The organism is Phycisphaerales bacterium, assembly GCA_035627955.1.
GTDB lineage: Bacteria > Planctomycetota > Phycisphaerae > Phycisphaerales > UBA1924 > JAEYTB01.
Genome location: DASPKU010000006.1, coordinates 14,886 through 40,696, shown reverse-complemented (window position 1 = coordinate 40,696; position 25,811 = coordinate 14,886). Strand labels below are relative to the sequence as shown.

Here is a 25,811-nt window from a genome sequence, read left to right as displayed (position 1 = left end):
GCGCACACCCTGCGCCCACGAGGGATTGCCATGCACCCAACCCAACTGATCGCCGCCGCGACCGGTGCACTCCTGGCCGGCGCCTGCGCCGCCCAGCCCACCTTCATCTCCCAGCAGCGGGTGATCGCGGCCACCACCACCTTCAACGAGAACACCGTCACCGCTTCCGCCCCCGACTTCAACCGCTTCACCGAGGTTGTCGCCGCCGCCATCCCCTTCGAGACCCCCGAGGGCCTCCCCGCCCCCAACGAGGGCGAAACCGGCATCGACTGTGAGATCGACCCCAACGCCATCCGCGCCCGCGGCACCCTGGCCGGTGCCGGCGGTATCACCGTCAACGGCGTCCCCGTGTTCGGCGAGGCCGAGGCCCTCGTCGAGGTCACTTTCAGCGTCACCCAGCCGACGCCCTACCGCATCCGCTCCAAGCCCCGCCCGAGCACCAACCCGCGCGACGAGTTCGAGATCGAACTCCAGAACACCGCCACCAACGCCTACCTGTACCGCATCAACGAGAACGCCCCCGCGCAGTTCGTAGACACCAGCGGCACGCTCCAGCCCGGCACCTACGTCATCCACTACGAGGTCGAGTTCACCCACGACGCCGGGTTCGAGGTCCGCAACTTCGACTTCAACTTCCAAATCGGCCAGACCTGCGGCACCTCCGACTTCAACGGCGACGGCGACTCCGCGACCGACCAGGACATCGAGGCCTTCTTCGCCTGCATCGGCGGGAGCTGCTGCGACACCTGCTACTCCGCCGACTTCAACGGCGACGGCGACGCCGCGACCGACCAGGACATCGAATCGTTCTTCCGAGTCATCGGCGGCCACCCCTGCTGAATCAAGTCTTCAAGGCGAAGGGTGCCACCGATTCGCCGCTGCTCTGAGCGGTGAATCGATGGTTTCACCACAGGCTGCACAACTTCCCTCGCGCCCCCGACGGTCTACTTCGCCCCAACACCCTCCCTCAGCTCCACCGCCTCCTCAACCCGGCCAGCCTTCTCATAGATCCCCGCGAGGCACTCCGACGCCGACTTCAGCACCCCGGCCGTCGCATTCCCCCCCGCCCGCAGCCGCGGCAACGCCGCCTCCAGCTTGGCCAGGGCCGCCTCGGTCTCGCCCTTCTCCGCCAGCGTGATCCCGATATTGGCCTCGGTCGCCGCGATCTGGTGCGAGTCCGTCGCGAAGCGCGGCCGCTGCCACTCCAGCACCCTCTCCAGCCACGCAATCGACTCCTCGTGCCGCCCCTTCTGCCGCAGCGCGATCGCCAGCGACGTCATCGTTCCCACCCGCCCCGCGTGCTCAGGGCCAAACGCCCTGTCCCGCGCCTCCGCCGCGTGCGTGAGCAGCTCGATCGCCTCATCTACCTTCCCCGCCCGCAGCTTTGCGAGCCCCAGGTTGCTCTCCACCCGTAGCACGGAAGGGTGGTCCGCCCGCAACAGCGTGCGCCGCACCTCCAGCGACTCGGTGTACTCCGCGACCGCCCCGTCGTAGTCGCCTTTCTGAAAGAGCGAGCTCGCCAGGTTATTGCGCGTCTCCGCCACGTCCATGTCCAGCTCGCCGTGCACCGCCAGGCGCACGTCCAGCGCCTCCCGCTGCACCCGGATCGACTCATCCTCGCGCCGCAGCGCCCGCAGGCACGCCCCCAGGTCCGTCAGCAGCGTCCCCTCGCGCGCTGTCGGCACGCCCCCGCTCCGCGCCCGCTCCTCCGCCAGCAGCTCGCGGAACCGCTTCTCCGCCTGCTCATACTTCCGCTCGTAGAACAGCTGCTCCGCCAGCGCGACCTCGATCTCCACCCGCGCATCCGCGTCCTCATCCAGCCCCGCGAAGCCGCTCGCGGCCCCCTCCAGCAGTGTCCGCGACTCCTTCACCATCCCCAGCGACATCATGGCCGTGCCGATGGAGTACTGCGCGCCCGCGAACGTGAACTGGTCCTTGGGCGGATCAGCCTCCAGCGTCGCGGCCGCGTCGCGCAGCAGATCGCCTAGTTTCGCGTCAGGCCCCTGATCGCGGATGTCCCCGCCACGGATGATGTTGAGCAGGAACGCTCGGTTCTCCTGCTGGAACCGCAGGCTCGCGCTCAGCTGCGTGTTCTTTGCCGAGATCGCCCGCTCCTTCTCCGACAGCGCCTCATAGTTCGCGGCGATCTCGTTGCGCTGCGACTCCAGCTGACCTGCCTGCTGGTACAGCACCACGCTCGACGTGCTCAGCAGCACCAGCGCCGCCGCCGTTGCCGCCACGCCCACCGCGTGCCGCCGCACGAACTTGCTCGCCCGATACCACGCCGTGTCGCGCCGCGCCTGCACCGGCATCCCACTCAGAAAGCGCCCAATGTCCGCGGAGAACTGCTCGACCGAGGCGTACCGGCGCTCGGGCTCCTTGCGCAGGGCCATCAGCACGATGTTGTCCAGGTCCCCCCGCAGCTGCCCGCGCAGCCGCGTCGATGTCACGCCCCGCGTACGGGGAATATCGACCCCCGCCGCCTCGCCACCCGTCTGGGCCCCACCCCCCACCACCAGCGACGACCCTCCCGTGCCCGCGCCGGGCACCACCGACGCCGCCCGCCCGTGAGTCGCCCCCACCCGGCGTGCCCGCACCGTCACCGCCTCGCTCGGCGGCACCGGCACGCTCGACATCACCACCCGCCGAACCTCATCGGTCGTCTTCGCCCCGAAGTAGTACGGCCGCAGCCCCGTCAGCAGCTCGTACAGCACCACGCCCAGCGAGTACACGTCACTCGCGGTCGTCAGCGCCGTCCCCTCCACCTGTTCCGGGCTCGCGTACTCCGGCGTCAGCCGCCGCTCGGTGTCGCTCGTCACCCGCGCCTCGGGCCCGCCCGTCAGCAGCCGCGCAATCCCGAAGTCCAGCAGCTTGGGCACCCCCTGCGCCGTCACCAATATGTTGCTGGGCTTGAGGTCCCGGTGGATGATCAGGTTCTGGTGCGCGTGGTGCACCGCACCCGCCACCGCCTGCACCAGCTTCAGCCGCTCGCGCACGCTCAGCCGCTGGTTGTCGCAGTATTCATCGATCGGCAGCCCGTCGACGTACTCCATCACCAGGAACGGTCGCCCGTCCTGCGTCATCCCGCCGTCAATGAGCCGCGCGATGTTCGGGTGGTCCAGGCTCGCGAGCGTCTGCCGTTCTGCATAAAACCGCCGCAGGATCTCCTCCGAGTCCATCCCGCGCTTCACGATCTTCACCGCGACCGTCTGCTCGAACTGCCCATCCGCCCGCACGGCCTCGTACACCGTGCCCATGCCCCCCGACGCCACCCGCCGCCGGATCCGGAACGCCCCCACCGTCGCCCCGATCATCTCGTCTGGGCCGCTCGCCCGCTGGCTTTCTTTCGCGAGGTCAAAGTCCTTGCCCAGCGCCGGCTGCTCGAGGAACGCCCCGATGTCCCCCGCCGCCTCCACCAGCGACCGCACTTCCTTCTCCAGCGCCGCGTCGCCTGCGCACAACCGCCGGATCGCCTCATCGCGGTCCCGCGGCGAGTGGGCCGCGACCTCGAAGAAGATCGCCTCCACGCGCGCAAACCCGCTCGCGTCTGGCGCGCTGCTGCGCTCGCTCTTTCGCGGTTCGATCGTCACCAATGGAATCGTAGATGGACGCACGTTGCCGGCCCCCTGTCCCTTCGCTCAGCCCATCTCCGCGGCCAGCTCGCGGTGCAACCACACCCGTGCAAACTGCCAGTCCCGCGCCACCGAGCTGGGCGAGATCCCCAGCGCCAGCGCCGTCTGCTCCACGGTGAGCCCGCCGAAGAACCGCAGTTCAACCACCCGCGCCTTCTGCTCATCGATGCCCGCGAGCTTCGTGAGCGCCGCGTCGAGGTTCACCATGTCCACATCGGGCTCGCCCGCGCACACCACCAGCGCCTCATCCAGCGACACCGGCTTCTGCCCGCCCCCCCGCTTCTGGGCATCCCGCTCCCGCGCATGGTCCGTCAGAATCCGCCGGATCGCACGCGCCGCCGCCCCGAAAAAGTGCCCGCGGTTCTCCCAAGGGCTCTGGTTCGGCCCCACCAGCCGCAGGTACGCCTCGTGCACGAGCGCCGTCGCCTGCAGCGTCTGCGCCTTGCTCTCCCCGCTCAAGAACCGCTGGGCTAGGCTCCGCAGCTCGTCGTAAACGATCGGAAATAGCTCGTCCGTCGCCCTGGCATCCCCCGACTGGGCGCGAACGAGCAGCTCCGTCACCGCACGGTTCGACGGGGGGCTCGGCGGGCGCGGGGGTTGGCGGCTGGGCTTGGCCTCCATGAGTTCAGTCGCTCCGTTCATACCCCTACATGCGGAATCCGGGCTCACGCCCACTCACCGTATTAACCCCTACTCCACTACCATCCCCCCGCTTGAGCCACCATCCCGCGACTGATAACCCCATGCAGCAGCACTGGGACCGCTTCGCCAGGGACGACGCCATCCACGCGATCCTGGCCCTGGACCGACCGGTTTCCGACCAGGAGTTCTACTCGGGCGGCCGCCGCATCGTCGCCGACATCATGACCTGGGCCTTCGACGGCGTCCCGCGCGGGCGCCTCATCGAGATCGGCTGCGGCATGGGCCGCACCGCCGCGGCCTTCGCCGACCACTTCACCCGCGTCGACGCACTCGACATCTCCCCCAGCATGGTGGCCAAGGCCCGCGAGCGCTGCACCGCCCCCAACCTCCACTTCCACACCACCGATGGCGCCTCGCTCCGCCCCTTCGACGACAGCACCTTCGACGCCGTCTTCTCCTTCCTCGTCTTCCAGCACATCCCCAGCGAGCGCGTGATCCGCGGCCTTCTCCACGAGATCGCCCGCGTCCTCACTCCTCAAGGCCGCGCCTGCATCCAGTTCGACACGCGACCCCGCTCACTCCTCACCGACCTCTACAAGTCCCTCCCCGACCCGCTCCTCCCCCGAAAGCACCGCCGCTTCATGCGCCGCTACCGCCGCAACCCCGCCGACGTGCGCACCTGGGCTTCCGAAGCCGGCCTTACCATCGTGCGCGAGCGCGACCCCCACACCGACACCCACTTCTTCGTCCTGCAACGGGCAACGACCGTGCTCTGACGGTCGTGTCCTAGAAGACCTCGCCGACCAAAACGACCTGGGCCGTCAGCCCCCGAACTCAACCGTCACCACCACCGCCGTCCGCTTCGTGAACATCAGCGTCTCTTGACGCGTCTGAGGGCTCTCGCCCCACGCCCGCATCAGCTCCCCCGCCCGCGCCGCGATGAGCCCCGACGTGGCCTCGTCCGCGCCCGCAAGCACCCGCACCACGTGCGTCCGCTCCACCTGCCCCTCCCAAGCCCCCACCGCCCCCTTGAACACCGTCGCCCCTTCCACCTCCGAGGTCAGCCACGCCAGGAACGCCCGCGTCGCCCCGTGCTCCCACACCGCCGCCGGGATGTAGAACTCGTACTCCACCGCCGCGCGTTCGCTCGCCATGTCTTCGCTCCTATAGGTCCTATGAGTCCTATAGGTCCTATCCGGCCTTCACCACATCATCGAACGGCAGGTCCGACAGCTCCACCTTCGGGTTCCGCTGCGTGAAGTTCCGCAGCGCCCACTCATCCGCCAGCAGCACCACCCACTGCCCATCCCGGTCCGTAGCCAGGGCCGCGTCCATCGGCAGGTCCGGCAGCCACTCCGGATCGCTCACCCGCTCGGCCGCCCGCCACCACCTGCAAATCGTCCACTGGCTCGGCCGCAGCAGCGACTCCGCCCCGTACTCGCTCTTCATCCGATGCTGGAGCACCTCGAACTGCAGCGGACCCACCGCCGCCACCAGCGGCGTCCTCACCTGCCCCGTCCCCACCTCCAGCATCTGCACCACGCCCTCCTGCATCAGCTGCTCGAGCGCGAGCCTGAACTTCTTGCTGTTGCTCGGCTGCGGATTCTGGATATACGCGAACACCTCCGGCGCAAACCGCGGTATCTCGTTGAACTGTATCGTCCGATCATCCGCCAGCGTGTCGCCGATCCGCAGGATGTCGTGCCCGACGATGCCGACAACGTCCCCGGCCTTGCCGTCCTCCACCGTCTCCCGCGCCTGCCCGAACAGCTTCTGCGCATTGCTCAACCGAATCTTCTTCCCGCTCTGCACGTGCACCACCGTCATCTCGCGCGTAAAGCTCCCGCTCACGATGCGGATGAACGCGATCCGGTCCCGGTGCCGCGGGTCCATGTTCGCCTGGATCTTGAACACAAACCCGCTGAACTCCGGGTCCTCCGGCTGCACCATCCGATCGCCCCCGCCCCCCACGCTCCGCCGCGGCCCCGGCGCCGCCGAGTGCTCCAGAAACCCATCCAGCAGCAGCTGCACCCCGAAGTTGTTCATCGCGCTGCCGAAGTACACCGGCGTCACCTGCCCCGCCAGCACCCTTGGGCTGTCGAAGGTCTCGCCCGCCCCCTGGAGCATCTCCACCTCTTCCCACGCCTTGATGTACACCTCGTCCTCGAGCTTCGCGCGGATCGCCGGGTCCTCCAGGCTCGTCACCTGCACCGGCGCGGCGTACGCCCCGCCCGTCGTCCGCTCGAACAGGTGCGCCTGGTGCGTCAGCCGGTCGTACACGCCGCGGAAAGTGGGCCCCGCGCCCAGCGGCCAGTTGACCGGGAATGCCCCGATGCCCAGCACCTTCTCCAGCTCGTCCAGCAGCTCCAGCGGCTCCCGCGTTGGCCGGTCGCACTTGTTCATGAACGTAAAGATCGGCACGCCCCGCCGGCGGCAGACCTCAAACAGCTTCCGCGTCTGCGGCTCGATGCCTTTGCCCGCGTCGATCACCATCACCGCCGCGTCCACCGCCGTCAGCACGCGGTACGTGTCCTCCGAGAAGTCCTTGTGCCCCGGCGTATCCAGCAGGTTGATGCGGTACCCGTTGTAGTCAAACTGCAGCACCGTGGACGAGATCGAAATCCCGCGCTGCTTCTCAAGCTCCATCCAGTCCGACGTCGTCGCCCGCTGGTTCTTCCGCGCCGTCACCGATCCCGCGAGCTGGATCTGCCCGCCGTACAGCAGCAGCTTCTCAGTCAGCGTCGTCTTGCCCGCGTCCGGGTGGGAGATGATGGCAAACGTGCGGCGTGGCAGGGCGGCGGAACTCATGGGCCGGAGTTTAGACCCAAAAAGACGGACACCCGCCGGGGGGTGGCGGGCGTCCGTCATACAAAGAGGGTCTGTAGGAAAGAAAGTAGCTCAGCAGGGCCCGCCGCCAATGACCCGGAAGAAGCTCTCGATGTCCTGGTCGGTCGCGGCGTCACCATCAGCGTTGAAGTCCGCCGTCAGGCATGTCGCGCAGCAGTTCCCACCCAGGCAGGCGAAGAACGCCTCGATGTCCTGATCCGTCGCGGCGTCGCCGTCGCCGTTGAAGTCAGCGTCGCACGACGTCGTGCCACCCGGGCGGCCGCCGCCGGGGGGCGGCGGCGGGGGCGGCGGTGCCGGCTGCTTGAGGGCGTTGAACAGGTTGATGAACTCCTGCGCCGCAGGGATCCCCTGGGTCACCGCCAGCGTGCCATCGTGCGTGATCGCCCCGCCCTCGGGGTGCTCAACCACCGGGCAGAGGAACCAGCGGAGCGCCGTGCCGTCCATCGGCGGGATCTCAATCGTCACCAGGCCGCGGTCGTGCAGCCGCTCGATGTCGCTCATCGTCCGGAGCAGCGGCGTGCCATCCAGGTCATACCCGTTGTCCTCAGCGATATCAGCGAGCTCCTCGCGCCCCTCGCGCGTGTTGAACGCCGCGGGCGTGAACCGCACCAGCTTGATCCGCCAGAGCCCCAGCGGGTCGTTACTGAAGTATCCGTTCCGCATGTCCGCGAGGTTGTCCTGCCGCTTGGGGAACACCGCGTACTGCGCGTTCGTCGCCCGCGGGAACTCGTACACGTCGTACGCCTCCGCGATCTGAAACGCCTCCTGCCCCGCGGCGTTCGGCAGGAACGCGTTCTGGCGGATCAGCCCCGTCACGTAGAAGAACATCGGGTGACCGGAATGGTCGTAGCACGCGGCGTACGACCGCACCCGCACGTTGTTGTAGTTGGGCCCGTTCTCACGCTCGTCGATGACCGAGTTGGCATTGGCGCCCGTGGGACGACCGATGACCAGCAGCGGGTCAATGCCGTTGGCGCGGTAGTACTCGTCGGTGAAGTCAAACGGCGGCAGGCCCTGGGGCAGCCCCTGCGCCAAGGCGGGCGCGGCCACTGCAAGGGCGGCAAAGGTGGTGAGCAGCATCTTCATTCGCGGATCTCCTGCCCCGGCAGTCGCGGGGCTCTCTTCATGCGGAGATCGCTGCGGAAGCTGTCACAAATTTTCGCCCGATGTCGGAAACGCCCCGGGTGGGGGAGGAAGACCCATGCTCACTCGGGCTTTGCGATTGCGGCCCAGAGTTGCTGGAGCGATCGGACGAGTTGGCGCTCAAGTTCGGCGGGGTCAACGGTCGGGAGCATCGGCTCGCCGTACGCGATTCCATAGCTGGTGCGCCGGAGGGGCGCCCAGCTTGCAGGCCGCTCGTAGACGTTGCTGTTGTGGATGACACAGGGGACGACGGGGACGTTGGCCATCGTGGCGAGGCGGCCAACGCCGGCACGGATCGTGCCGGTGTGAACAACGGAGTCAGGACCGGAACGGATGCGACCCTCGGGGAACATGGCGACAGCGCGCCCGCGCTCAAGGCGGTCAAGGATGATCCGCACCGTCGCGGGGTCAGCCCGCGAGCGTTCGAGGGGGAACGCGTTGAGCGAGCCGTAGAACCAGCCGACCAGCGGTTTGGCAAAGACCTCCGTGATGCTCACGAAGTCGAGCAGTCGCGGCGTGTGGCGGATCAGCAGCGGGACGTCGTACACGCTCTGGTGCGTCGCCGCGAGGATGAAGGGGCCGGTGCGCGGCACGTGCTCGAGCCCGCGGATCAGCGGGCGGGAGCTGACCCACAACCCGAAGGAGCCGAAGAAGCGGACGCACCTGTAGAAGCGGTCGCCCATGGTTCAGGGCACATCCTCGTCGCGCCGCCCCGTCCGCCGCAGCAGGTCACGGTAAAGGTCCACGAACGCCGCGGTAAGCGTGCCCGCCATCTCCGCGCGGAGTGCGCGCCGCGAGCGCCCGTCGCGCCGCGGCGGCTGAATGGAGGGGCCGAAGCTGACGTCCACACGCCCGGACTTGATCGGCAGCCAGGGGCGCACAGCCAGGAGCGCGTCGGTGCCAAGGACGACGACAGGAACCACCGCTGTTTGTGCTTGGATCGCGATGGTGCAGACACCCTGCTTGACGGCGCCGCCGCGGAGCACGGACTCGCGCCCGACGGCGACCCCGCCCTCGGGGAACATGCCGACCGCTCCGCCGCGCTCGAGGATCCGCACGGCCGTCCGCACCGCTGGCGAGGCGTTGCCGAAGCGGTCTACCGGGAAGGCGTCCATGGCGTTGAGGAAGGCCGCGGCCACCCGCGGGCGGTAGAACTCGATGCGGGACATCCACCGGACGTGCGGGCGCACAAGCGCTCCCACGAAGAAGGGCTCAAGGTGGCTGAGGTGTGATACGGCCAAAATGAACGGGCCACGGGCGGGCACGTGCTCCATGCCGAAGACGCGCTCGCGGATGGCGGCGAAGCGTGGGATCGCGAACGCGGCCTTCGCCGCCGTGTAGAAGACACTGCCCATGGGAAGGCAAGGTTACCAGCGATCGGCGGCTCGTCGCTTGGACACCCTCGCTTCCCGCGCTTGGACACCCGCGCTTGACCCCCCGCGCCGGTTCACGTAGGTTCAGGCCCATGCCCGCGGCCTCAAGCACCCCCACATCCCCCACTTCGACCGACGGCGCGATGGCGCCGCACCCGCCCATTGAGGGCTACTACGGGCAGCCGGCGGAGAAGCGGGCATTCCTGACGAGCATCTTCGATGAGACGGCCGTCGATTACGACAAGGTGGAGCACTGGCTCAGCCTGGGGTCGGGCAAGTGGTACCGGCGCGAGGCGCTACGGCGCGCGCGGCTGAAGCCCGGGATGCACGTGGCGGATGTGGCGACGGGAACAGGGCTGGTGGCGCGCGAGGCGCTGCGGCTGATGACGGTCGACGGCGCCGTGCGCGGCTCACTCGTGGGGGTCGACCCCAGCGCGGGGATGCTGGCGGAGGCGCGGAAGCAGCTGGGCATCGACACGCGAGTGGCGACGGCGGAGAACCTTCCGTTCGACGACGCCGCGTTCGACTTCCTGTCCATGGGCTACGCGCTTCGGCACGTGGAGGACATCGCCGGCGCCTTCCGCGAGTACCACCGGGTGCTCAAGCCCGGCGGGCGGGTGTGCGTGCTGGAGATCACGCGCCCTCGGACGAAGTTCGGGCGCGGTTTCCTGAAGCTGTACCTGCACACGGTGGGCGCGATCATCAGCAAGATGACCGACCTCGCCCCGCGCACGCCGGAGCTGTGGGACTACTACTGGGAGACGATCGACCGGTGCGTGCCCCCGGAGCGGGTGGTCGCCGCGCTCAAGGAAGCGGGCTTCGAGCAGGTGGAGCGGCAGGTGGTGTGCGGGGTGTTCTCGGAGTACCGGGCGGTGCGGCCCGGCTAACCGAGTTCCTCCGGCGTCAGGGGCCGCCGAGCCGCGTGGCGCACATGCAGGACACGCACCGCACGTCCCTTCACGGTGAAGATCACTCTGTAGTTCCCCACGATCAGCTGCCGGAGGCGCGGCTTGCCCTTGCTGAGGTTGAACTGCTCCTCCAGCGCCAACGGGCATCGCTCCGGCATGGAGTGGAGGCCGTGGATCGCCAGAAGCATGACGGCGAGCCATCGATCCGCGGCCTCTGGAGAGCCCTCGATCGCCAGGTAAGCGGAGACCTCGTCGAGCTCTTCGAGTGCCGCGTCGCTGATGGACACGACCCGCTTCACGCGCTGCGCTTCTTTCGGGCGGCGTTGCGCTTTCGCAGCATCTCGAACGCTTCATCGACCGGTATGCCCGGCTCCCCCCGATCAACCGCGGCGAGCCGCTCCTTGAGGATCATGGCTGACTGCGCGAGGTCCGCGAGTTCCATCATGCGCTGGTACGCGTCGGCATCCTGGATGACGACTTTCGCCTTGCCGTTGACGGTCAGCACCTCGGGGCGGCCGCTCTTCTCCAGCCTTTCAAGTGTGGCCTTGTGGTCACGGAGGAACGAAGTGAGCGAGTGGATGTCGGCGGCGCGGAACATGGGGCTCTCCGAGAATACTCGGATTATTCTATGATGCCGGCCCCCGCCGCACAAGGGCGTTATCGCAGAGCGGCCTCCACGTCCTTCACGCTCTTGGGGATCATCGGCGACAGGTTCCGCCCCCCCGTCCTCGTCACCAGGACGTCGTCCTCGATGCGGATGCCCAGGGGCTTGTCGGGGAAGTAAAGGCCGGGCTCGATGGTGATGATCATGCCTTCCTTGAGCGGGCCGTCGGGGGTCACATCGTGCACCTCCATGCCGAGCTGGTGGCCGATGCCGTGGATGAAGCGGTCGGCGACGCCCGCCTTCTCGAAGACCCTGCGGGCCGCGCCGTCCACCTCGTGCATGTAGCGGCCGGGCTTCACGGCCTCTATCGCGGCCTGCTGGGCATCGAGCACCAGCTCGTACATCTTCCGCTGCTCGGGCGTGAACTTGCCGGACACGGGGTACGTGCGGGTGATATCCGCGCAATAGCCCTCGTAGCCGCTGCCCGCGTCAACCACCAGCAGCTCGCCCTCGCGGCACACGGCGCTGTTCTGCATGTAGTGCAGCACCGTCGCGTTGCGGCCGCTGCCCACGATGCTGTTGTACGCGGGGCCGCTGCCGCCGGCCTCGATGAACGCCGCCTCCGCGGCCCGCTGCACGGCCTTCTCGGTCACGCCCGGGCGGAGCGTGCGCGTGATCGCCTCGTAGCCCGCGGCGGTCGCTTCGAGTGCGCGCTCGACGAGCGAGACCTCATGCCTGCTCTTGACGGCCCGCAGCGAGTTGAGCAGGTCGGTCTGGTCGTTGATGGAAACGCCGGGGATGCGCTCGCTCACCTTGCGGAAAAGGGCGAGGTCGGGCGAGACCGGCGCGTCGTACACGGCGAAGGCGTGCAGGCACGCGGCCTTCTTGCGCTGACGCAGCGAGGCCGTGAGCATCCGCGGCAGCGCGTTGGTCCGCATCACCGTCTCGAAGCCGGTCCTGTCCTTGAGCGTTTGCGAGATCTCGTCGCGGTAGCCGTCCCACGCCTCGAGCTCGGGGTTGAGCGGACGAAGGAACAGGATGCAGCGCTTCTTGGGGTCCTCGTGGGAAGGGTCGAAAAGGACGCCCGCGCCCTGCTCGTCCTTGATGCCCGTGAGGTAAGCAAAGTGCGAGGTAGGCTGCCAGAATCCGGCCAGGGGCGGAGCGCCGTCACCAGCGAGTACGAGCCCGACCTGCCCGTCGAGCGCCTTGAGCACGCGTTCGCGCCGTGACTTGTACTCGCTGACCTGCGAGTGCGTGGACTGGGTGCGGGTTGCAACCTTGCTCTTGGCCATCTCGATTCTCCCGATCGTTCGTGTGCGCATCACTTTACTCATTATCCTCGATCTGCCAGTAGAGCAGCAGCGAGTCATCACCCACCACCTTCGCGGCCGAGAAGAAGATCGCCGGCAGCCCACGCGCATAGAGATAGACGTACTCGCCAATGCTGATGATCATGGCCAACCTGCGACCCACGATGCGCGAGGCGTAAGCCGTGCGGTCCCACTCCGCGGCCCTCTGCCCGAAGGAAATCATGACCGCGTCGGGCGGTGCCGGGGCCATATCATCGGTCTCGGTGAGCCGCCAGGACGGCCCCGACTCCGTCGCTTCGACGATGAACCGACGACCGCCGGCACACTTGAACACCACCGCCCGATCGTTGAACTGCACCTCTTCGACGAGCAACTCTCCGAGCTCGTCATACGGCAGCGACTGTGTGTAGCGGATCGCCTCCGCCGGAGTATCGAACGCGGGGCCCGCGGGGAGGAAGCTGTAAACGCGGATCATCCTCATCCGAATGCTAGTGCTGGCTGATCCTGCCCAGGAACTCCAGCCCCGTGCCGCGGAGGAGCTGCTCGCGGGTCGACGTATCAAGCCCGGCGGACTCGATCAGCTCGCCCGGGCGGTCCTCGCCCAGTGGGAACGGGTAGTCGCTGCCGAGCATCACGCGCTGGGGGCCGAACATCCTGAGGATGGCCCGGAGCGCCTCCGCATCGTGCACGAGGGAATCGACATAGAAGCGCGCCGGGCGTGTACCCGCAGCGTCGGCAAGGTATTCGCGAGGGTTCACCGTGTTGTCGATCGCACAAAGGTCAGGGCGCACCTTGAACCCGTGCTCGATCCGCCCGATGGTGCCGGGGAAAGAGCCGCCGCCGTGAGCAAAGCCGATGCGCAGCCGCGGCAGTTTCTCCAGCACCCCACCGAAGAGCACCGAGCAGATCGCGCGGGCGCTCTCGGCGGGCATGCCCACCAGCCACGGCAGCCAGTACTTGCACATCTGGGCCGTGCCCATCATGTCCCAGGGGTGCACGAACACGCACGCGTCGAGCCGCTCGCACTCACGCAGGACGTCCAACACCTCGGGATCATTCAGATTGAGATCGACACCGCTCTCACGCTCGATGTGCGACCCGATCTGCACCCCCGACAGGCCCAGTTCGCTGACACACCGCTCCAGCTCGCGCACCGCCAGTGCAGGGTCCTGCATCGGCAACGTCGCAAGCCCCGCGAAGCGCGAGGGGTACTCGCTGGTAATCCCAGCGATATGGTCGTTGAGCCGCTGGGCGAGGTCGAGCGTGTCCCTGGCCTTTGCCCAGTAGCTGAACATCACCGGCACCGTGGACAGCGCCTGCACCTGCACACCCGTAGCGTCCATCTCCTCCAGGCGTACGCGCGGCTCCCAGCAGTTGTGCCCGATGTCCCGGAATCGCTTCTCACCCTTGATCATCCGCGCCGTGCACGGATCGGTATGCTCCAGCCGCACCCACTCGCCGTACCCGTACCGCTCGCGCAGGTCCGGCCACTCGCGCGGCAGGATGTGGGTGTGGATGTCGACCTTCCAGGGGTTCACGGAGCAGAGTTTCCTTGATCGCTGCGGGGTCTATGAGAGGAACGTCGTGATGCAGGTATCGTACACCTACACGCTGGACGATCAGATTGCGCTGAGCACGTGGGTGACCCGCAAGGACGGCCCATACCACAAGGCCTCCATCGCGGCGTTCGGAATGGCTGGCAAGCTCGCGTTCTACGCCGTGCTGGCCACGATCACGGCAGTGGTAGTGATCACGCACTAGACCGGTGGATCGGTTGCCCTCGTGCTCGCGGCCCTGATCGCGGGGCTGGTGACAACCATGGTGCTGATCTCGAAGATGTCCGGTAACTCGTCAAAGAAGCTGCTGCGGGTCATGCACGAACGCGGCGAGCTCGGCCCCCTGCCGCGTGAAGTAGGCGTAGAGCTCACCGACGACGGCGTCTTCTTCACCTCCGTCATTGCCGACGACCTGATTCGCTGGGCACACGTGCAATCAGTAGAGGAGACCGGAACGTACGTCGTCTTCGTACTGAACCCGCTGCTCGGCTACGGCGTCCCCCTCCGCGCATTCGCGCGCCCACAGGACGCCGCCGAGTTCGCCCACCGCTCGCGCCAGCTGATGCAGCAGGCGAAGGCGAGAAGGTGAATGCCCGTGTGCCATGCTCACCGCTCTGACCGTTCGCAACGAGCCCCGAACGGAGTGAGCGGGCCAGCCGTGCGGCCCTGCGCGCAAGAGACTGAGCACCCGCCACCGCATCCCGGGCTCGTGTTTATCCGTAATCCGCTCGCCTGCAGCGGCCCTCAAGCCCGAAACCCAAGCACCACAAGCAAGCACGGCCCCGAGTGAATCACGCTGATCCCCGCCGCCTCCGCCTTCTCGATCGCAGGGTAACTCTCCGCCCCCGGCTGCATCCACAGGTGCTTGATCCCCAGCGCAATCGCATCATCGACCAGCCGTGCAGTGATCCACCGCGGCGTGATGATCGAAACCCCGTGCGGCTTCTCCGGCACATCCGCCAGCATCGAGTAGCACCGCACCCCCTCCACCTCGGCCTCGTTTGGGTTGACGGGGTACGCGGTCCGCCCGTTCTGCTGATAGCACCGGAGCACCATGTTCCCGTACTTGGCGCGGTTGTTGGACGCGCCGGCAACGGCGAACGGCGAGCCGGCAAGGAACGCGGCGATCGGGTCCTGAGCCATGCGCGAAGGTATGACCCGAGCTGCCCCGAAGTATGAAGTTGACGACCGAAACCGCCGAGGCGGCCCTTACGCCGCCTCGTCCCGCGCCGCCTCTTCCGGCTTCGTCCCGCAAACCCCGTCACGCGTCACGTAGAACAGGTCGGACGAGATCGGATACGGCAACCGCCGGTAGTCGTGCTCAATCCGCTCCTGCAGACGCCGCACGAAGATGTCCGGCCCCGGGCTGAACGCCACGAACATGTCCCGCGCCGGCGTCGCCACGTAAAAGTTCCCGCCCAGCTGCGGCGCCAGGCGGTCGTACAGACCGCCCAGCAGCAGACGCGCGGCGTCGTAGCCATCGTGCTGCGAAAGAATCGCCGCCTTCCCGCCCTCCTTGCTTTCCACGATCTGCACCTCGAGCTCGGGCGCGTACTGGTCAAGGTTCTGGCGAGCGATGTCCTCGACCTCGTCGATCGAAAGCTTCCACCGCACGAGCTGCTCGACGGTAATGCTCACCGTCATGTGCGGCAGGTCGGTCACGAAGACGATGGCCGTGTCATTGACAAACGGCACGTGCGCGACCTGGTCGCGGGAGAGGTGCTGGAAGATGGTGTCGGGCTGGATCCGCGGCATGATGCGGTTGCGCGCGAAGTCCAGGGACATTGCCATCAGCTGCATGGCGTCGCCGGCGAAGAGCTGCTCGAGGTAGTGCTCGACGATCTCGGTGCCCCGCCCGGGCTCGTGGTTCACCATGCGGTAGAGGTTCTCGAGGTCCAGCCGCCGGCCGTTGACCAGGAGCTCGCGCGGGCCCACGAGGTTGATGGTGTACTCCGGCTGAAGACGCCGGAGCATCTCCGCGACGGTTTCAGCGAACGCTTCGGGTTCCCGCGGCATCACGCCCATGGCCCAGTCCTTGTCTCTCATTGGGCTTGTCCTGCGGGGGCCAGTCCATGACCCCCGCGCAGGTCCCGGGCGCGATGCCCGTTGTTCACCCCTGCGAGGGTTGTCATCGGATAGTGATACGGGCAGCAGAAGCGCCTGGTCTGACTTTGGGGTGTAGCCGGTGAAAGCGCCGTCATAACCCGAACCGGCGCAAGGACTGCCGCACCGATAAGAGTGTGGGCACCCCAGATTCGGCGAGCGCCGGTCATCATTCCACGGCCACCCCCTTTGCCACCTCCGTGGGGGTCCTGTGCGGGAGTTGCTCACACCACCCGCCCGTCCAGTTGGCAGGGGAACGCAGCGGCGTATAATCCGCCCCGCGTGGGGACTCCCCGGACCGTGGTCCGATCGGAGCTTGGTGCCCCAAGGGGGCCTCCCAGAGGTTTACGGAGAAGCGATCGTGACCGAGCAAGAGATTGAAGCAAAGGTGGTTGAGATCGTGGCGCAGCAAATGGGCCACGACAAGGCGAAGATCACCCGTGAAATGAGCTTCACCGACGACCTCAACGCCGACAGCCTCGATCAGGTCGAGCTGGTCATGGAGCTCGAAGAGGCCTTCGAGACCGACATCCCCGATGAGCAGGCCGAGAAGATTAAGACCGTCGGCGACGCCATCGAGTTCATCAAGCAGCAGCACGGCGTCGCCTGAGGCGCTTCACGAGGGCGCTCCGAGCGCCCGACTGCTGACTCAACTCCGGGATCGCCCTTGCGCACACGGGGCGCAAAGCCTGCGCGGGGGAACCCCCGGGAGGACCTGACCTGTGACCACCAGACCCAACGGGCCCCGGATCGTGATCACAGGGATGGGGGCCCTGACCAACCTTGGTCTCGACGCACCGTCCACCTGGGCGGGCATGCGCGAGGGCCGCTCGGGAATCTCCGCCATCGAGGGCGAAGAGTTCGCCAAGTACGGCGACAACTGGGATGTGTGCATCGGCGGTCAGGTCAAGGGCTGGGACGTAGGCTCCATCCTGGACCACCGCGAGGCCAAGCGGCTCGACCGCTTCAGCCACCTGGGGCTGGCCGCCGCGGAAGAAGCCGTGAAGCACTCGGGGATCGACCTGTCGAAGGAGGCCCTGGACCGCTGCGGCGTCGTCGTTGGTTCCGGCATCGGCGGCATCAGCACCATCGAGAACGGCGTCATCACGATGACCGAGAAGGGGCCCAGCCGCATCAGCCCCTTCACCGTTCCTCGTCTCATGGCCAACGCCGCCACCGGCAACATCAGCATCCGCTACGGCCTCCGCGGCCCCGCATCCACGCACGCCACCGCGTGCGCCAGCTCGGGTCACGCGATCGCCGACGCGATGAACATCCTGCGCCGCGGCTGGGCGGACGTCATGGTGTCGGGCGGCGCCGAGGCCGCGTGCACGCCGCTGTGCATCGGCGCGTTCATGGTGATGAAGGCGCTCTCCACCCGCAACGGTGAGCCGACCAAGGCCAGCCGACCCTTCGACAAGGACCGCGACGGCTTCGTGCTCTCCGAGGGCGCGGCCATGTTCGTCCTCGAGACCGAAGAGCACGCCAAGAAGCGCGGCGCCACCATCTACGCCGAGCTCATCTCCGCCGGCAACTCCGGCGACGCCGGCCACATCACTGCCCCCGACCCCGAGGGCTCCGGCGCGGCCCGCTCCATGCAGATGGCCCTCGAAGACGGCGGCCTGCGCCCGGACCAGATCGACTACATCAACGCGCACGGCACGTCCACGCCGCTGGGCGACAAGGCCGAGGTGGCCGCGGTGATGAAGGTCTTCGGCGACCACGCCCGCAAGTCCGCCGGCGGCAAGCTGCTCATGTCCTCCACCAAGTCGATGCACGGCCACTGCCTGGGCGCCTCGGGCGCGGTGGAACTGATCGCCTGCATCCACGCCGTGCGTGACGGGGTCATCCCCCCCACTATCAACCTCGACAACCCCGACGACAACTTCGACATCGACCTGGTGCCGCACCACGCCCGCGAGCGCCGCATCAAGTACGCGATGAACAACACGTTCGGCTTCGGGGGTCACAACGTGACGCTGATCGTGGGTCGGTACGAGTAACCAGTCCCGTGCCACGATCACGCCTCGTGATCGTGTCTTCGTGCCATTCGACACGCGGGGCGCCATCGATTTGCCGTCGGCCTCCGCGCCTGACCCCGCCGCGCCGCCGTCCCTCTGCCGTCCTCTGCTCTCCTCTGCCGTCCTCGCCTCGCATGCTCCTTGCGGGCCAGTCGCCGCATTCAAACTCACCCCGCCCGCTCACACAGCCTCTCCGCCAGCCCCTCGATCCGTTCACGCTCCTCCAACCTCCCCAGCCACTCTCGCGGCAGGGCCGCTGCCCCATTGCCCGCTCCCCAGATGGCGCCACACATCGCACCGATTGTGTCCGCATCGCCACCCATCGCCCACACCACCCGCTGCATCTCTTCGAACGCTCGCTCCCGATATCGCAGCGCGAGGTACACCGCCGTCACGCACGACTCTGCCGCCGCAATCCCGTTCCCCAGCCGCCGCGCCACCTCGTGCGGCGCCACCTCCGAGCCAGCAGCTAGCCACTCCCGTGCGACGCCCATCCGCGACTGAAACGCGTCCGCATCGCAGCACTCCAAGCCCAGCCGCAGCACCGTTTCGTTGCTCTCCCCGTTCAAAACCGCCGCGGTGGCCCGAGCAATCACCACCGCGCCCTCCACGCCCAGCGCGTGCCCATGCGTCACCTCCGCCGAACGCCGTGCCGCCTCATCGAGCTCCTGCGCACGCGCGGCGTAGAACAGCCCCACCACCGGCGCTCGCATCGCCGCCCCATTCCCGAACGACCCTTCTCGGTACACCGCACGCCGCGCAATCTCCCAGTTCTCGCCCCCAGCGATCCGTTTCAGCACCCTCGCCGTCGCCGGCCCATACCCACGGCTCCACCGGTAGCTCACGCTGAACCGCGCCGCGAGATCATCCTGATCAACGCGCCCCTTCGCCACCAGAGACTCGATCAAGTCGAGCGACATCTGCGTGTCGTCCGTCCAACGCATGTGCCCTGCTTTCGTCGTCCCGATCACCCTCCACAGCAAGCGCTCCAACGCGCCCCCCTCGAACGGCGCTCCGGCCGTATCCCCGAGCGCGAGCCCCAGAACACACCCTCGAAAGCCATCCATCTTCGCTCGCATCCCTGGCCTCCACCGCGCCTCTGACGTTCCTGTCCTCCTGGACCGCCGGACCCGTCCAACTCCTACTTCAGCCCCCCAAAGCACTTACAAAGGCATCCTCCCAAATCCCGAACACCACCCTTGACACCCCAACCAAATCCCGTATTCTCCTCGCGTCATGGTCGCGCCCTCACCACTCCCAGCAGTCCCACAGCGGCACCTGCTGTGCGCCCTCCTGGAGCTCAACGCCGACCTCCCGGCCGTCGCCGCCAAGACTCAGACACCGCTGGACGAGCTCACGCGATGGGCACATTCCGAAGCCGTGCAGGCCTGGCTTAACGCCCACAACCACTTCGCCAGAATCGCCCTCGAGCACCGCGAGCTCACCCGCACGACCCGCGCGCTCGACGACCTCGAGAAGTTCGCCGCCACCACCGACAACCCCATCGAGAAGCGCCGCGCCCTCACCGCCATCCTCCGCGCATCCACCGCCATCCTCCGCGGCGTGCGAGGTGCCCTCTCCGCCCCAACCTCCCGCGATGCCAGAGCGACGCCCCAGAGTCGTCCGAACGACGAGCGGTTCTCCCGCGACTCACAGCCCGTCCCACCCCGCCACCCTCAACAATCGCGCCCCCCCGCGCACCAACCCGCACCCGCCAACACCCCCACTGCCCCCGCCCCAGCCCAAGCAAACCTCGCCGACCCAGAAGACCTTGAAGACCACGTAGACCTACACGCCCCCCACGAACGCCCGCACTCCCCATCCCGCTCCTCTCGCCCTACTCCCACGACCTCCCGCTCCCGCGCCACCAGCGCAAGCACACCCCCGCCCACCTCCTCGCCGCCGCAGGCCTCCCAGCCCCTTGATCCCGCCACCACAACTCACCCCACACCGCCGGGCCTCCACGCGCCCGCCTCTGTTCGTGCGCCGCAACGTCCCCGCCGTCACCACCAAGTAAGCTCATGCCATGAGCCACTCCCTCGCACCCACCGCCGGCCCCGAACGCATCGGCGCGCTCGACCTCATCCGCGGCGTGGCGCTGCTGGGCATCCTCTTCGTCAACATCCAGGTGTTCGGCGAGGCATTCGGCACGTACACCGTGCTGAAGCCCGAGGCGGATGAGGGCAGCGCCGGGGCCGCGGCGTTCTGCTTTGTCGCGGTCTTCTGCGCCACGAAGTTCTACCCCATCTTCTCGATGCTCTTCGGCGTCGGCCTGGCGGTGCAGTGGTCGCGGGCGGTCGCCCAGGGACGCAGCTACACGGCCTACGGCGTGCGCCGGCTGCTGTCCCTGATGGTGGTGGGTCTGGCCCACGGGCTGCTGATCTGGTACGGCGACATCCTGTTCGCGTACTTGATCGCAGGCCTGCTGACACTGCCGCTGCTGAAAGCCAAGCCCAAAACGCTGCTGATCGTGGCGGGGTGCATTCTGGCGCTGTCAACGCTGATCAGCGCGGCCTTCGCCGCGGTCACGATCGGAATGGCCCAGCCGCCCAACGACGCGGCCGCCGCCGCGGCGATGCTGGACCCGTCGCTGCCGCCGTTTGACCGATTCTGGGAGGTGTTCGCGTCGGGGCAGATCAAGGCCGGGCCGCAGGACCCGCTGTGGACCATGCCCGAGACCGAGGCGATGCGGGAGGGGCCGTGGGCGCAGGCGTTTTACTTCCGGGCGCTGAGCTTCGCGTTCATCCTGTTCATCATGCTGATCGGGATGGGCTGGGGCATCTGGGCGCTGTTCCTGACGGGGGTGGCGCTGTACAAGCTGGGGTTCTTCACGCCCTCGCGGGCGGCGTGGCACCGGCGGCTCGCGGCGGTGTCATTGCCGGTCGGGCTGGCAATGGCGTCCGGGGCTCACCTGATGATGGGCGACAAGCCCGGGCCGCTCGTGATGTTCGGCGCTGGGCTGCTCGGCGGCGCGGGGGCGATCGCGACCAGCCTCGGCTATGTGGGGGCGCTGATGCTCTTCGCTCACAGCGCGGCCTTGTCGGCGCTCAAGGGCACGGTGTCAAAGGCCGGCCGGATGGGGCTGACCAGCTACCTCCTGGAGAGCGTCATCGCGACCGCCCTGTTCTACCACTGGGGCCTCCAGTGGTTTGGCGAGACCACCCGCATGGAGCGGATGGTGCTGGTGCTGCTGATTTACCTGGCGGTGGTGCTGATCGCGAACGTGTGGCTGCGGGTGTTCCTGTACGGGCCGATGGAGTGGCTGTGGCGGACGGTGACGTACCTGCGGCCCCAGCCGATGCTGCGGCGGGCTGGCACGCCGCTTGCGGCAGCGGCCTCGTGACGCGCTGCGCGCCGGACATGACCCCCACTTCCATCCTCACTTTGGCCCACCATGACCTCAGCACAAGCCGCTAACCTCTCGCAGATCCTCAAGTTAGAAGTGCCCATCGTGGTGCGCCTGGGGGAGCGCACGCTGGAGGTCGAGGAGGTCCTGGGTCTGGTGCCGGGGTCGATCATCGAGCTGCCCAAGAACGCGGATTCCGAGCTCGACCTGCTGGTCAACAACAAGGTCATCGGGTGCGGGCATGCGGTGAAGGTGGGCGAGAACTTCGGCCTGCGGATCACGTTCCTGGGCAACATCGCGTCGCGCCTCCAGGCCATGGCCGGCGGGACGTCGGGGACCGGCGCGGGCGTGGCCGCGGCGTAACCCCTGTAACCCCTTGCGGCTGCGGCCGAGGGGCTCGGGGTTTGGCGGGCGCTGAGCCGCCCATCTTCGCGCCGGATCAAACGGTTCAAACCCGAGACCCACGCCACGCGGCCGTGGTTGGTGTAGGCTCATCCGGCTTGCTGCCTGGCTTGTGTTTGAGCCGCTTGAACCGCACTGGCCTTTGCCAGTGGCTTCTCAGGGAATCGAGATGCCGCGTGATATCCCGGTTGGGAATGGAGACCTCCTCGTCACCTTCGACAGGCTGTACCGCGTGCGGGACATCTACTACCCGCACGTCGGGCGGTTTGACCACACCGACGGGCACGTGCAGCGCTTCGGCGTGTGGGTCGACGGGCAGTTCGCGTGGGTGGAGGACCCGGGCTGGAAGCGGACCCTCAAGTACGTCCCCGACACGCTCGTGACGGAGGTCACGCTGCGGCACGAGACGCTGGGGCTCGAGGTCGTGTGCAACGACGCCGTGGACTTCCACGAGCCGGTGTACATGCGGCACGCGGTGGTGCGCGACCTGCTGGGCAAGGAGCGGGACGTACGGCTGTTCAGCCACTGGGACCTGTCGGTGCGGGGGACGCCGGTGGGCGACACCGCCAACTACGACCCGACGACCTCGGCGGTGGTCATTTATAAGGATGACGCGTACTTCCTGTTCAACGCGTGCGACGAGAACAAGTGCGGGATCGACAACTGGGCGATCGGCACCAAACGCGTGCGCGGGGCAGAGGGCACGTGGCGCGACGCCGAGGACGGGCAGCTGGGCCGCAACGCGATCTCGCAGGGCTCGGTGGACGCGACGATCGGGTTCAACCTGCAGGTGCCTGCGAACGGGCGGTCGTACGTGACGTGCTGGATGGCGTGCGGGAACTCGTACGGCGAGGTGAAGGCGCTCAACCACCGGATCCAGGAGATGGGGCCGGACCGGATGATCGCCCGCACGGCCTCCTACTGGAACCTGTGGGTGCGGAAGGACGCGGGGGCGGAGTGCGGGCTTTCGGCGGGCGTGCTGGACCTGTTCCGGCGGAGCCAGCTGGTGCTGCGGACGCAGATCGACAACGGCGGCGCGATCATCGCGGCCAACGACTCGGACATCACGCAGTTCGGCGGGGATCACTACTCGTACTGCTGGCCACGGGACGGGGCGCTGGTAGCGTACTCGCTGATTCTGACCGGGCAGAGCGAGCTGTCGCGGAACTTCTTCCGGTACTGCGCCCGGGCGCTCAAGGGCGAGCCGTACTTCCTGCACAAGTACAACCCCAACGGCGAGCTGGCGAGCAGCTGGCATCCGTGGATGATCGAGGGGCAGCGGGTGCTGCCGATCCAGCAGGACGAGACGTCGCTGGTGATGTGGTCCCTGCGGAAGCACTTCGAGACGTTCCGCGATGTGGAGTTCGTGAAGAGCCTGTACACGCCGCTGATCGTGCGGCCCGCGGAGTGGACGCTGAAGTTCAGGGACCCGCACGGGCTGCCGCTGCCGACGTGGGACCTGTGGGAGGAGCGGCGCGGGATCCACACGTTCACCGTGGCGGCGACGGTGGGCGCGCTGCGGGCGGCCGCGGCGTTCGCGATGGACTTCGGCGAGTACGACCGGGCGGCGATGTTCCGCGAGGGCGCCGAGCAGATGCTGGCGGCGATGAAGAAGCACCTGTGGAACCCCGAGCAGAAGCGGTTCGCACGCCAGGCGTTCCCGATGATCGGGAGCAGCACCTACAAGCTGGACATGACGAGCGACTCGGCCAACTACGCGCTGTTCGCGTTCGCAGGCATGGACGTCGATGACCCGATGATCGAGAGCGAGATGCGGGAGATGCAGCGGCGGCTGAGCGTGAAGACGGGCGTGGGCGGGTACGCGCGGTACGAGCACGACTACTACCACCAGGTGGAGCGGGAGAAGATCGAGCAGGTGCCGGGCAACCCGTGGGTGATCTGCTCGCTGTGGCGGGCGCAGTACGTGATCGCGCGGGCGCGGAGCGTGGAGGACCTCAAGGAGGCCGAAGGGCTGCTGGAGTGGTGCGTGCACCGGGCGGAGGAGTCGGGCGTCCTGGCGGAGCAGCACCACCCCTACACGGGCGAGCCCATCAGCGTGGCGCCGCTCACGTGGAGCCACGCGACGTACGTGATGGTGGTGATGGAGTACACGCGGAAGTACGAGGAGCTGCGGAAACGGGCTGGCGGGCCAACAGGGTCGCCGGAGGAGGCGGTGCCTGAGGAGGTGACGGCGTAAGACGGAAAGGCTTGAACGCGGAGGGGGCGGAGGGGGAGCGGAGTGGCGCGGAGCGGGGATGGGTGGTGCGGACCGGTGCAGCGTCAGATAACGGTCAATTGAAGCGCTTGATCAGTGGATTCCGGGGGGGATTCAGGTAGGGTTGGCGTATGCGCCTGCCCGCCTTCGTTGCCTGTCTTTGTTTCGTTGCGCCCCTCTCGATGGCACAGACGCCGCAGCACGTGCGGCTGGAGAATGTGCGGCGGCTGCTGCTGCGGTCGGAAAGTGAGCCGGTCGCGATCCTCTGCTACGGAGATTCGCGGAGCAGCTGGACGCGGCACCGGGTGCCGGGGGCGATCTATCGCAAGTGGGACCTCAAATGGAGCGCGCTGTACTGCGAGGGCAACACGGCCAACGTGGGGACCGAGGACGGCCTCGGACAGGCGCTTTACGGGCTGCAAGGCGTGAACGCGAACGTGGTGGCGCCGGGGACGCTGTCGTCGGGGAGCGGGATCATGAACCGGTACCCGAGCTCGTTCGCCGAGCAGTGGGTGCAGCCGGGGACGGACTACAACCTCTACACGACCCTGTTCGCGAGCGTGGCGTCGACGGCTGGGTTCGCGATGCACTCGACCTCGACGGGCGCGCCGGGCGGGACGTACTACCGCGGCGAGCCGTCGCAGGGGCGGCCGATCGCGTCGGTGGAATACTTCGCGCTGTCGGACAACCGTCCGTGGCTGGGGCTCGTGCTCGGGTATGAGTTCAACGGCGACGTGCTGACGCCCTGGCAGGAGCACGCGGAGTTCGACGTGCCCAGCGCGCCGACGGCGACGCCGCGGGTCACGACCATCCGGCTTGAGGGGGATGGGTCAGCAGGGACGAACGCGCGGGTGGTGATGGCGTACCGGTTCAGCGAGTGGCACCAGTACGCGGGGCGTGGGCACAACTGGCTGGGGACGCGGATCAACTACGCGGGGAACTCGGGGTGCGTGCTGGGGGTGGTGGCGCAGGGCGGCTGGTCGCTGACGGACCATCTCCCGATGTGGGTGGACGGGGTGTACAACCCGGACTGGAAGTACGGCGAGGCGGAACTGTCGGAGTGGTACGCGCACACGATGCGTTCACCCACGGTGCTGCTGCGGTGGGAGGTTGGGGCGAACCCGACCCTGAACTTCCAGTACGAGCAGAACGTGGCGGAGATCAGGACGTACACGCGGGTGGCGGTGGAGCGGTCGGTCGCGGCGCTGCGGGCGGCGGGGGCGCAGGAGGTGGTCGTCGAACTGGTTGGTCCGTGGCCGAGCGCGGGGGAGATCACCGGGCCGGGCTCGCGGTCGGCGCGGTGGACGCAGGCGTACCGCGAGCTGGCGCAGGAGCAGGGCTGGAGTTTCTATGACCAGATCAACACCCTGAACGCGGGCGGGTACATGCTGGCGGGCATCCTCAAGCCGCAATACCGGTTCGACGCCGCGCACCAGAACTTTGATGGCATGAACCTGCTGGGGCAGCTGGAGTGGGCGGCGATCACGTCAGCGCCGCTGTGCGGGACGTCGGACTTCAACGGCGATGGTGACAGCGGGACCGATCAGGACATCGAGGCGTTCTTCGCGTGCATCGGCGGGCACTGCTGCGCGACCTGCAACTCTTATGGGGCGGACTTCAACGGGGATGGGGATACCGGGACGGATCAGGACATTGAAGCGTTCTTCAGGGTGCTGGGTGGAGGCGCGTGCTGAGCCACGGAAGACCAC

At 67.8% G+C, this 25,811-nt stretch carries 26 protein-coding genes; 11 read left to right on the top strand and 15 right to left on the bottom strand.

What is annotated here, in order from left to right:
- The first annotated feature begins 30 nt into the window (after positions 1–30).
- Entirely contained in the window at positions 31–840 is an 810-nt protein-coding gene (locus tag VD997_04660; protein HYE61268.1) for a hypothetical protein, read from the top strand.
- A gap of 104 nt (positions 841–944) precedes the next feature.
- Here VD997_04660 and VD997_04655 read toward each other — a convergent pair whose 3' ends face one another.
- Positions 945–3,590, bottom strand: coding sequence for a serine/threonine-protein kinase (locus tag VD997_04655; protein HYE61267.1), 2,646 nt, complete (start codon positions 3,588–3,590; stop codon positions 945–947).
- 48 nt (positions 3,591–3,638) lie between these two features.
- Positions 3,639–4,274, bottom strand: a complete 636-nt coding sequence (locus VD997_04650; GenBank protein ID HYE61266.1) for a sigma-70 family RNA polymerase sigma factor — start codon at positions 4,272–4,274, stop codon at positions 3,639–3,641.
- A 71-nt stretch (positions 4,275–4,345) separates the two neighbouring features.
- Here VD997_04650 and VD997_04645 point away from each other — a divergent pair, with 71 nt between their 5' ends.
- On the top strand, positions 4,346–5,050 hold the full coding sequence (locus VD997_04645; protein HYE61265.1) for a methyltransferase domain-containing protein: 705 nt from the start codon (positions 4,346–4,348) through the stop codon (positions 5,048–5,050).
- 45 nt (positions 5,051–5,095) lie between these two features.
- Here VD997_04645 and VD997_04640 read toward each other — a convergent pair whose 3' ends face one another.
- The 5 genes from VD997_04640 to VD997_04620 form a co-directional block, all read right to left on the bottom strand.
- Positions 5,096–5,428 (bottom strand): hypothetical protein, encoded by a 333-nt coding sequence (locus VD997_04640; protein ID HYE61264.1) that lies wholly within the window; start codon positions 5,426–5,428, stop codon positions 5,096–5,098.
- Between the two features lie 37 nt (positions 5,429–5,465).
- The gene (locus VD997_04635) at positions 5,466–7,082 is read right to left on the bottom strand and encodes a peptide chain release factor 3 (GenBank protein HYE61263.1); all 1,617 of its coding nucleotides are present in this window, start codon (positions 7,080–7,082) and stop codon (positions 5,466–5,468) included.
- Between the two features lie 90 nt (positions 7,083–7,172).
- Positions 7,173–8,207, bottom strand: coding sequence for a hypothetical protein (locus VD997_04630; GenBank protein ID HYE61262.1), 1,035 nt, complete (start codon positions 8,205–8,207; stop codon positions 7,173–7,175).
- 119 nt (positions 8,208–8,326) lie between these two features.
- On the bottom strand, positions 8,327–8,947 hold the full coding sequence (locus VD997_04625; protein HYE61261.1) for a lysophospholipid acyltransferase family protein: 621 nt from the start codon (positions 8,945–8,947) through the stop codon (positions 8,327–8,329).
- Between the two features lie 3 nt (positions 8,948–8,950).
- Positions 8,951–9,619 (bottom strand): lysophospholipid acyltransferase family protein, encoded by a 669-nt coding sequence (locus VD997_04620; GenBank protein ID HYE61260.1) that lies wholly within the window; start codon positions 9,617–9,619, stop codon positions 8,951–8,953.
- A 110-nt stretch (positions 9,620–9,729) separates the two neighbouring features.
- On the opposite strand from VD997_04620, the gene VD997_04615 reads away from it, so the two are divergent.
- Positions 9,730–10,524, top strand: a complete 795-nt coding sequence (locus VD997_04615; GenBank protein ID HYE61259.1) for a class I SAM-dependent methyltransferase — start codon at positions 9,730–9,732, stop codon at positions 10,522–10,524.
- Here VD997_04615 and VD997_04610 read toward each other — a convergent pair.
- Genes VD997_04610 through VD997_04590 form a run of 5 tightly spaced genes read right to left on the bottom strand, consistent with a single transcriptional unit; the run spans position 10,521 to position 13,997 of the window.
- Positions 10,521–10,844 carry a type II toxin-antitoxin system RelE/ParE family toxin gene (locus tag VD997_04610; protein HYE61258.1) on the bottom strand — a complete coding sequence of 108 codons (324 nt, stop codon included), beginning with the start codon at positions 10,842–10,844 and terminating at the stop codon, positions 10,521–10,523. The genes VD997_04615 and VD997_04610 overlap by 4 nt on opposite strands.
- On the bottom strand, positions 10,841–11,143 hold the full coding sequence (locus VD997_04605) for a type II toxin-antitoxin system Phd/YefM family antitoxin (GenBank protein ID HYE61257.1): 303 nt from the start codon (positions 11,141–11,143) through the stop codon (positions 10,841–10,843). Before VD997_04605 ends, VD997_04610 begins: the two co-directional genes overlap by 4 nt.
- Positions 11,144–11,202: 59 nt before the next feature.
- Positions 11,203–12,471, bottom strand: coding sequence for a Xaa-Pro peptidase family protein (locus VD997_04600; protein ID HYE61256.1), 1,269 nt, complete (start codon positions 12,469–12,471; stop codon positions 11,203–11,205).
- Positions 12,472–12,475: 4 nt separating this feature from the next.
- Positions 12,476–12,934: a hypothetical protein gene (locus VD997_04595; protein ID HYE61255.1), complete on the bottom strand. Its 459-nt coding sequence runs from the start codon at positions 12,932–12,934 to the stop codon at positions 12,476–12,478.
- Between the two features lie 13 nt (positions 12,935–12,947).
- Positions 12,948–13,997, bottom strand: a complete 1,050-nt coding sequence (locus VD997_04590) for an amidohydrolase family protein (protein HYE61254.1) — start codon at positions 13,995–13,997, stop codon at positions 12,948–12,950.
- Between the two features lie 49 nt (positions 13,998–14,046).
- Here VD997_04590 and VD997_04585 point away from each other — a divergent pair, with 49 nt between their 5' ends.
- The gene (locus VD997_04585) at positions 14,047–14,220 is read left to right on the top strand and encodes a hypothetical protein (protein ID HYE61253.1); all 174 of its coding nucleotides are present in this window, start codon (positions 14,047–14,049) and stop codon (positions 14,218–14,220) included.
- A 21-nt stretch (positions 14,221–14,241) separates the two neighbouring features.
- Positions 14,242–14,604, top strand: a complete 363-nt coding sequence (locus tag VD997_04580) for a YcxB family protein (GenBank protein HYE61252.1) — start codon at positions 14,242–14,244, stop codon at positions 14,602–14,604.
- A gap of 155 nt (positions 14,605–14,759) precedes the next feature.
- Here VD997_04580 and VD997_04575 read toward each other — a convergent pair whose 3' ends face one another.
- Complete coding sequence (locus VD997_04575; protein ID HYE61251.1) at positions 14,760–15,158, bottom strand: CoA-binding protein; 399 nt, start codon at positions 15,156–15,158, stop codon at positions 14,760–14,762.
- Positions 15,159–15,224: 66 nt separating this feature from the next.
- Positions 15,225–16,061, bottom strand: a complete 837-nt coding sequence (locus VD997_04570) for a DUF1444 family protein (protein ID HYE61250.1) — start codon at positions 16,059–16,061, stop codon at positions 15,225–15,227.
- Between the two features lie 418 nt (positions 16,062–16,479).
- On the opposite strand from VD997_04570, the gene acpP reads away from it, so the two are divergent.
- Positions 16,480–16,728: an acyl carrier protein gene (gene acpP / locus VD997_04565; GenBank protein HYE61249.1), complete on the top strand. Its 249-nt coding sequence runs from the start codon at positions 16,480–16,482 to the stop codon at positions 16,726–16,728.
- A 112-nt stretch (positions 16,729–16,840) separates the two neighbouring features.
- Positions 16,841–18,121 carry a beta-ketoacyl-ACP synthase II gene (fabF, locus tag VD997_04560; protein HYE61248.1) on the top strand — a complete coding sequence of 427 codons (1,281 nt, stop codon included), beginning with the start codon at positions 16,841–16,843 and terminating at the stop codon, positions 18,119–18,121.
- 185 nt (positions 18,122–18,306) lie between these two features.
- On the opposite strand, the gene VD997_04555 is transcribed toward fabF, so the two are convergent.
- Positions 18,307–19,206, bottom strand: coding sequence for an ADP-ribosylglycohydrolase family protein (locus VD997_04555; protein ID HYE61247.1), 900 nt, complete (start codon positions 19,204–19,206; stop codon positions 18,307–18,309).
- Positions 19,207–20,165: 959 nt separating this feature from the next.
- On the opposite strand from VD997_04555, the gene VD997_04550 reads away from it, so the two are divergent.
- The 4 genes from VD997_04550 (at position 20,166) to VD997_04535 (ending at position 25,796) form a co-directional block, all read left to right on the top strand.
- The gene (locus tag VD997_04550) at positions 20,166–21,482 is read left to right on the top strand and encodes a DUF418 domain-containing protein (protein ID HYE61246.1); all 1,317 of its coding nucleotides are present in this window, start codon (positions 20,166–20,168) and stop codon (positions 21,480–21,482) included.
- A 51-nt stretch (positions 21,483–21,533) separates the two neighbouring features.
- The gene (locus VD997_04545; protein ID HYE61245.1) at positions 21,534–21,848 is read left to right on the top strand and encodes a FliM/FliN family flagellar motor switch protein; all 315 of its coding nucleotides are present in this window, start codon (positions 21,534–21,536) and stop codon (positions 21,846–21,848) included.
- A gap of 208 nt (positions 21,849–22,056) precedes the next feature.
- On the top strand, positions 22,057–24,084 hold the full coding sequence (locus VD997_04540) for a glycoside hydrolase family 15 protein (GenBank protein ID HYE61244.1): 2,028 nt from the start codon (positions 22,057–22,059) through the stop codon (positions 24,082–24,084).
- Positions 24,085–24,284: 200 nt separating this feature from the next.
- The gene (locus VD997_04535; protein ID HYE61243.1) at positions 24,285–25,796 is read left to right on the top strand and encodes a hypothetical protein; all 1,512 of its coding nucleotides are present in this window, start codon (positions 24,285–24,287) and stop codon (positions 25,794–25,796) included.
- Positions 25,797–25,811 lie beyond the last annotated feature (15 nt).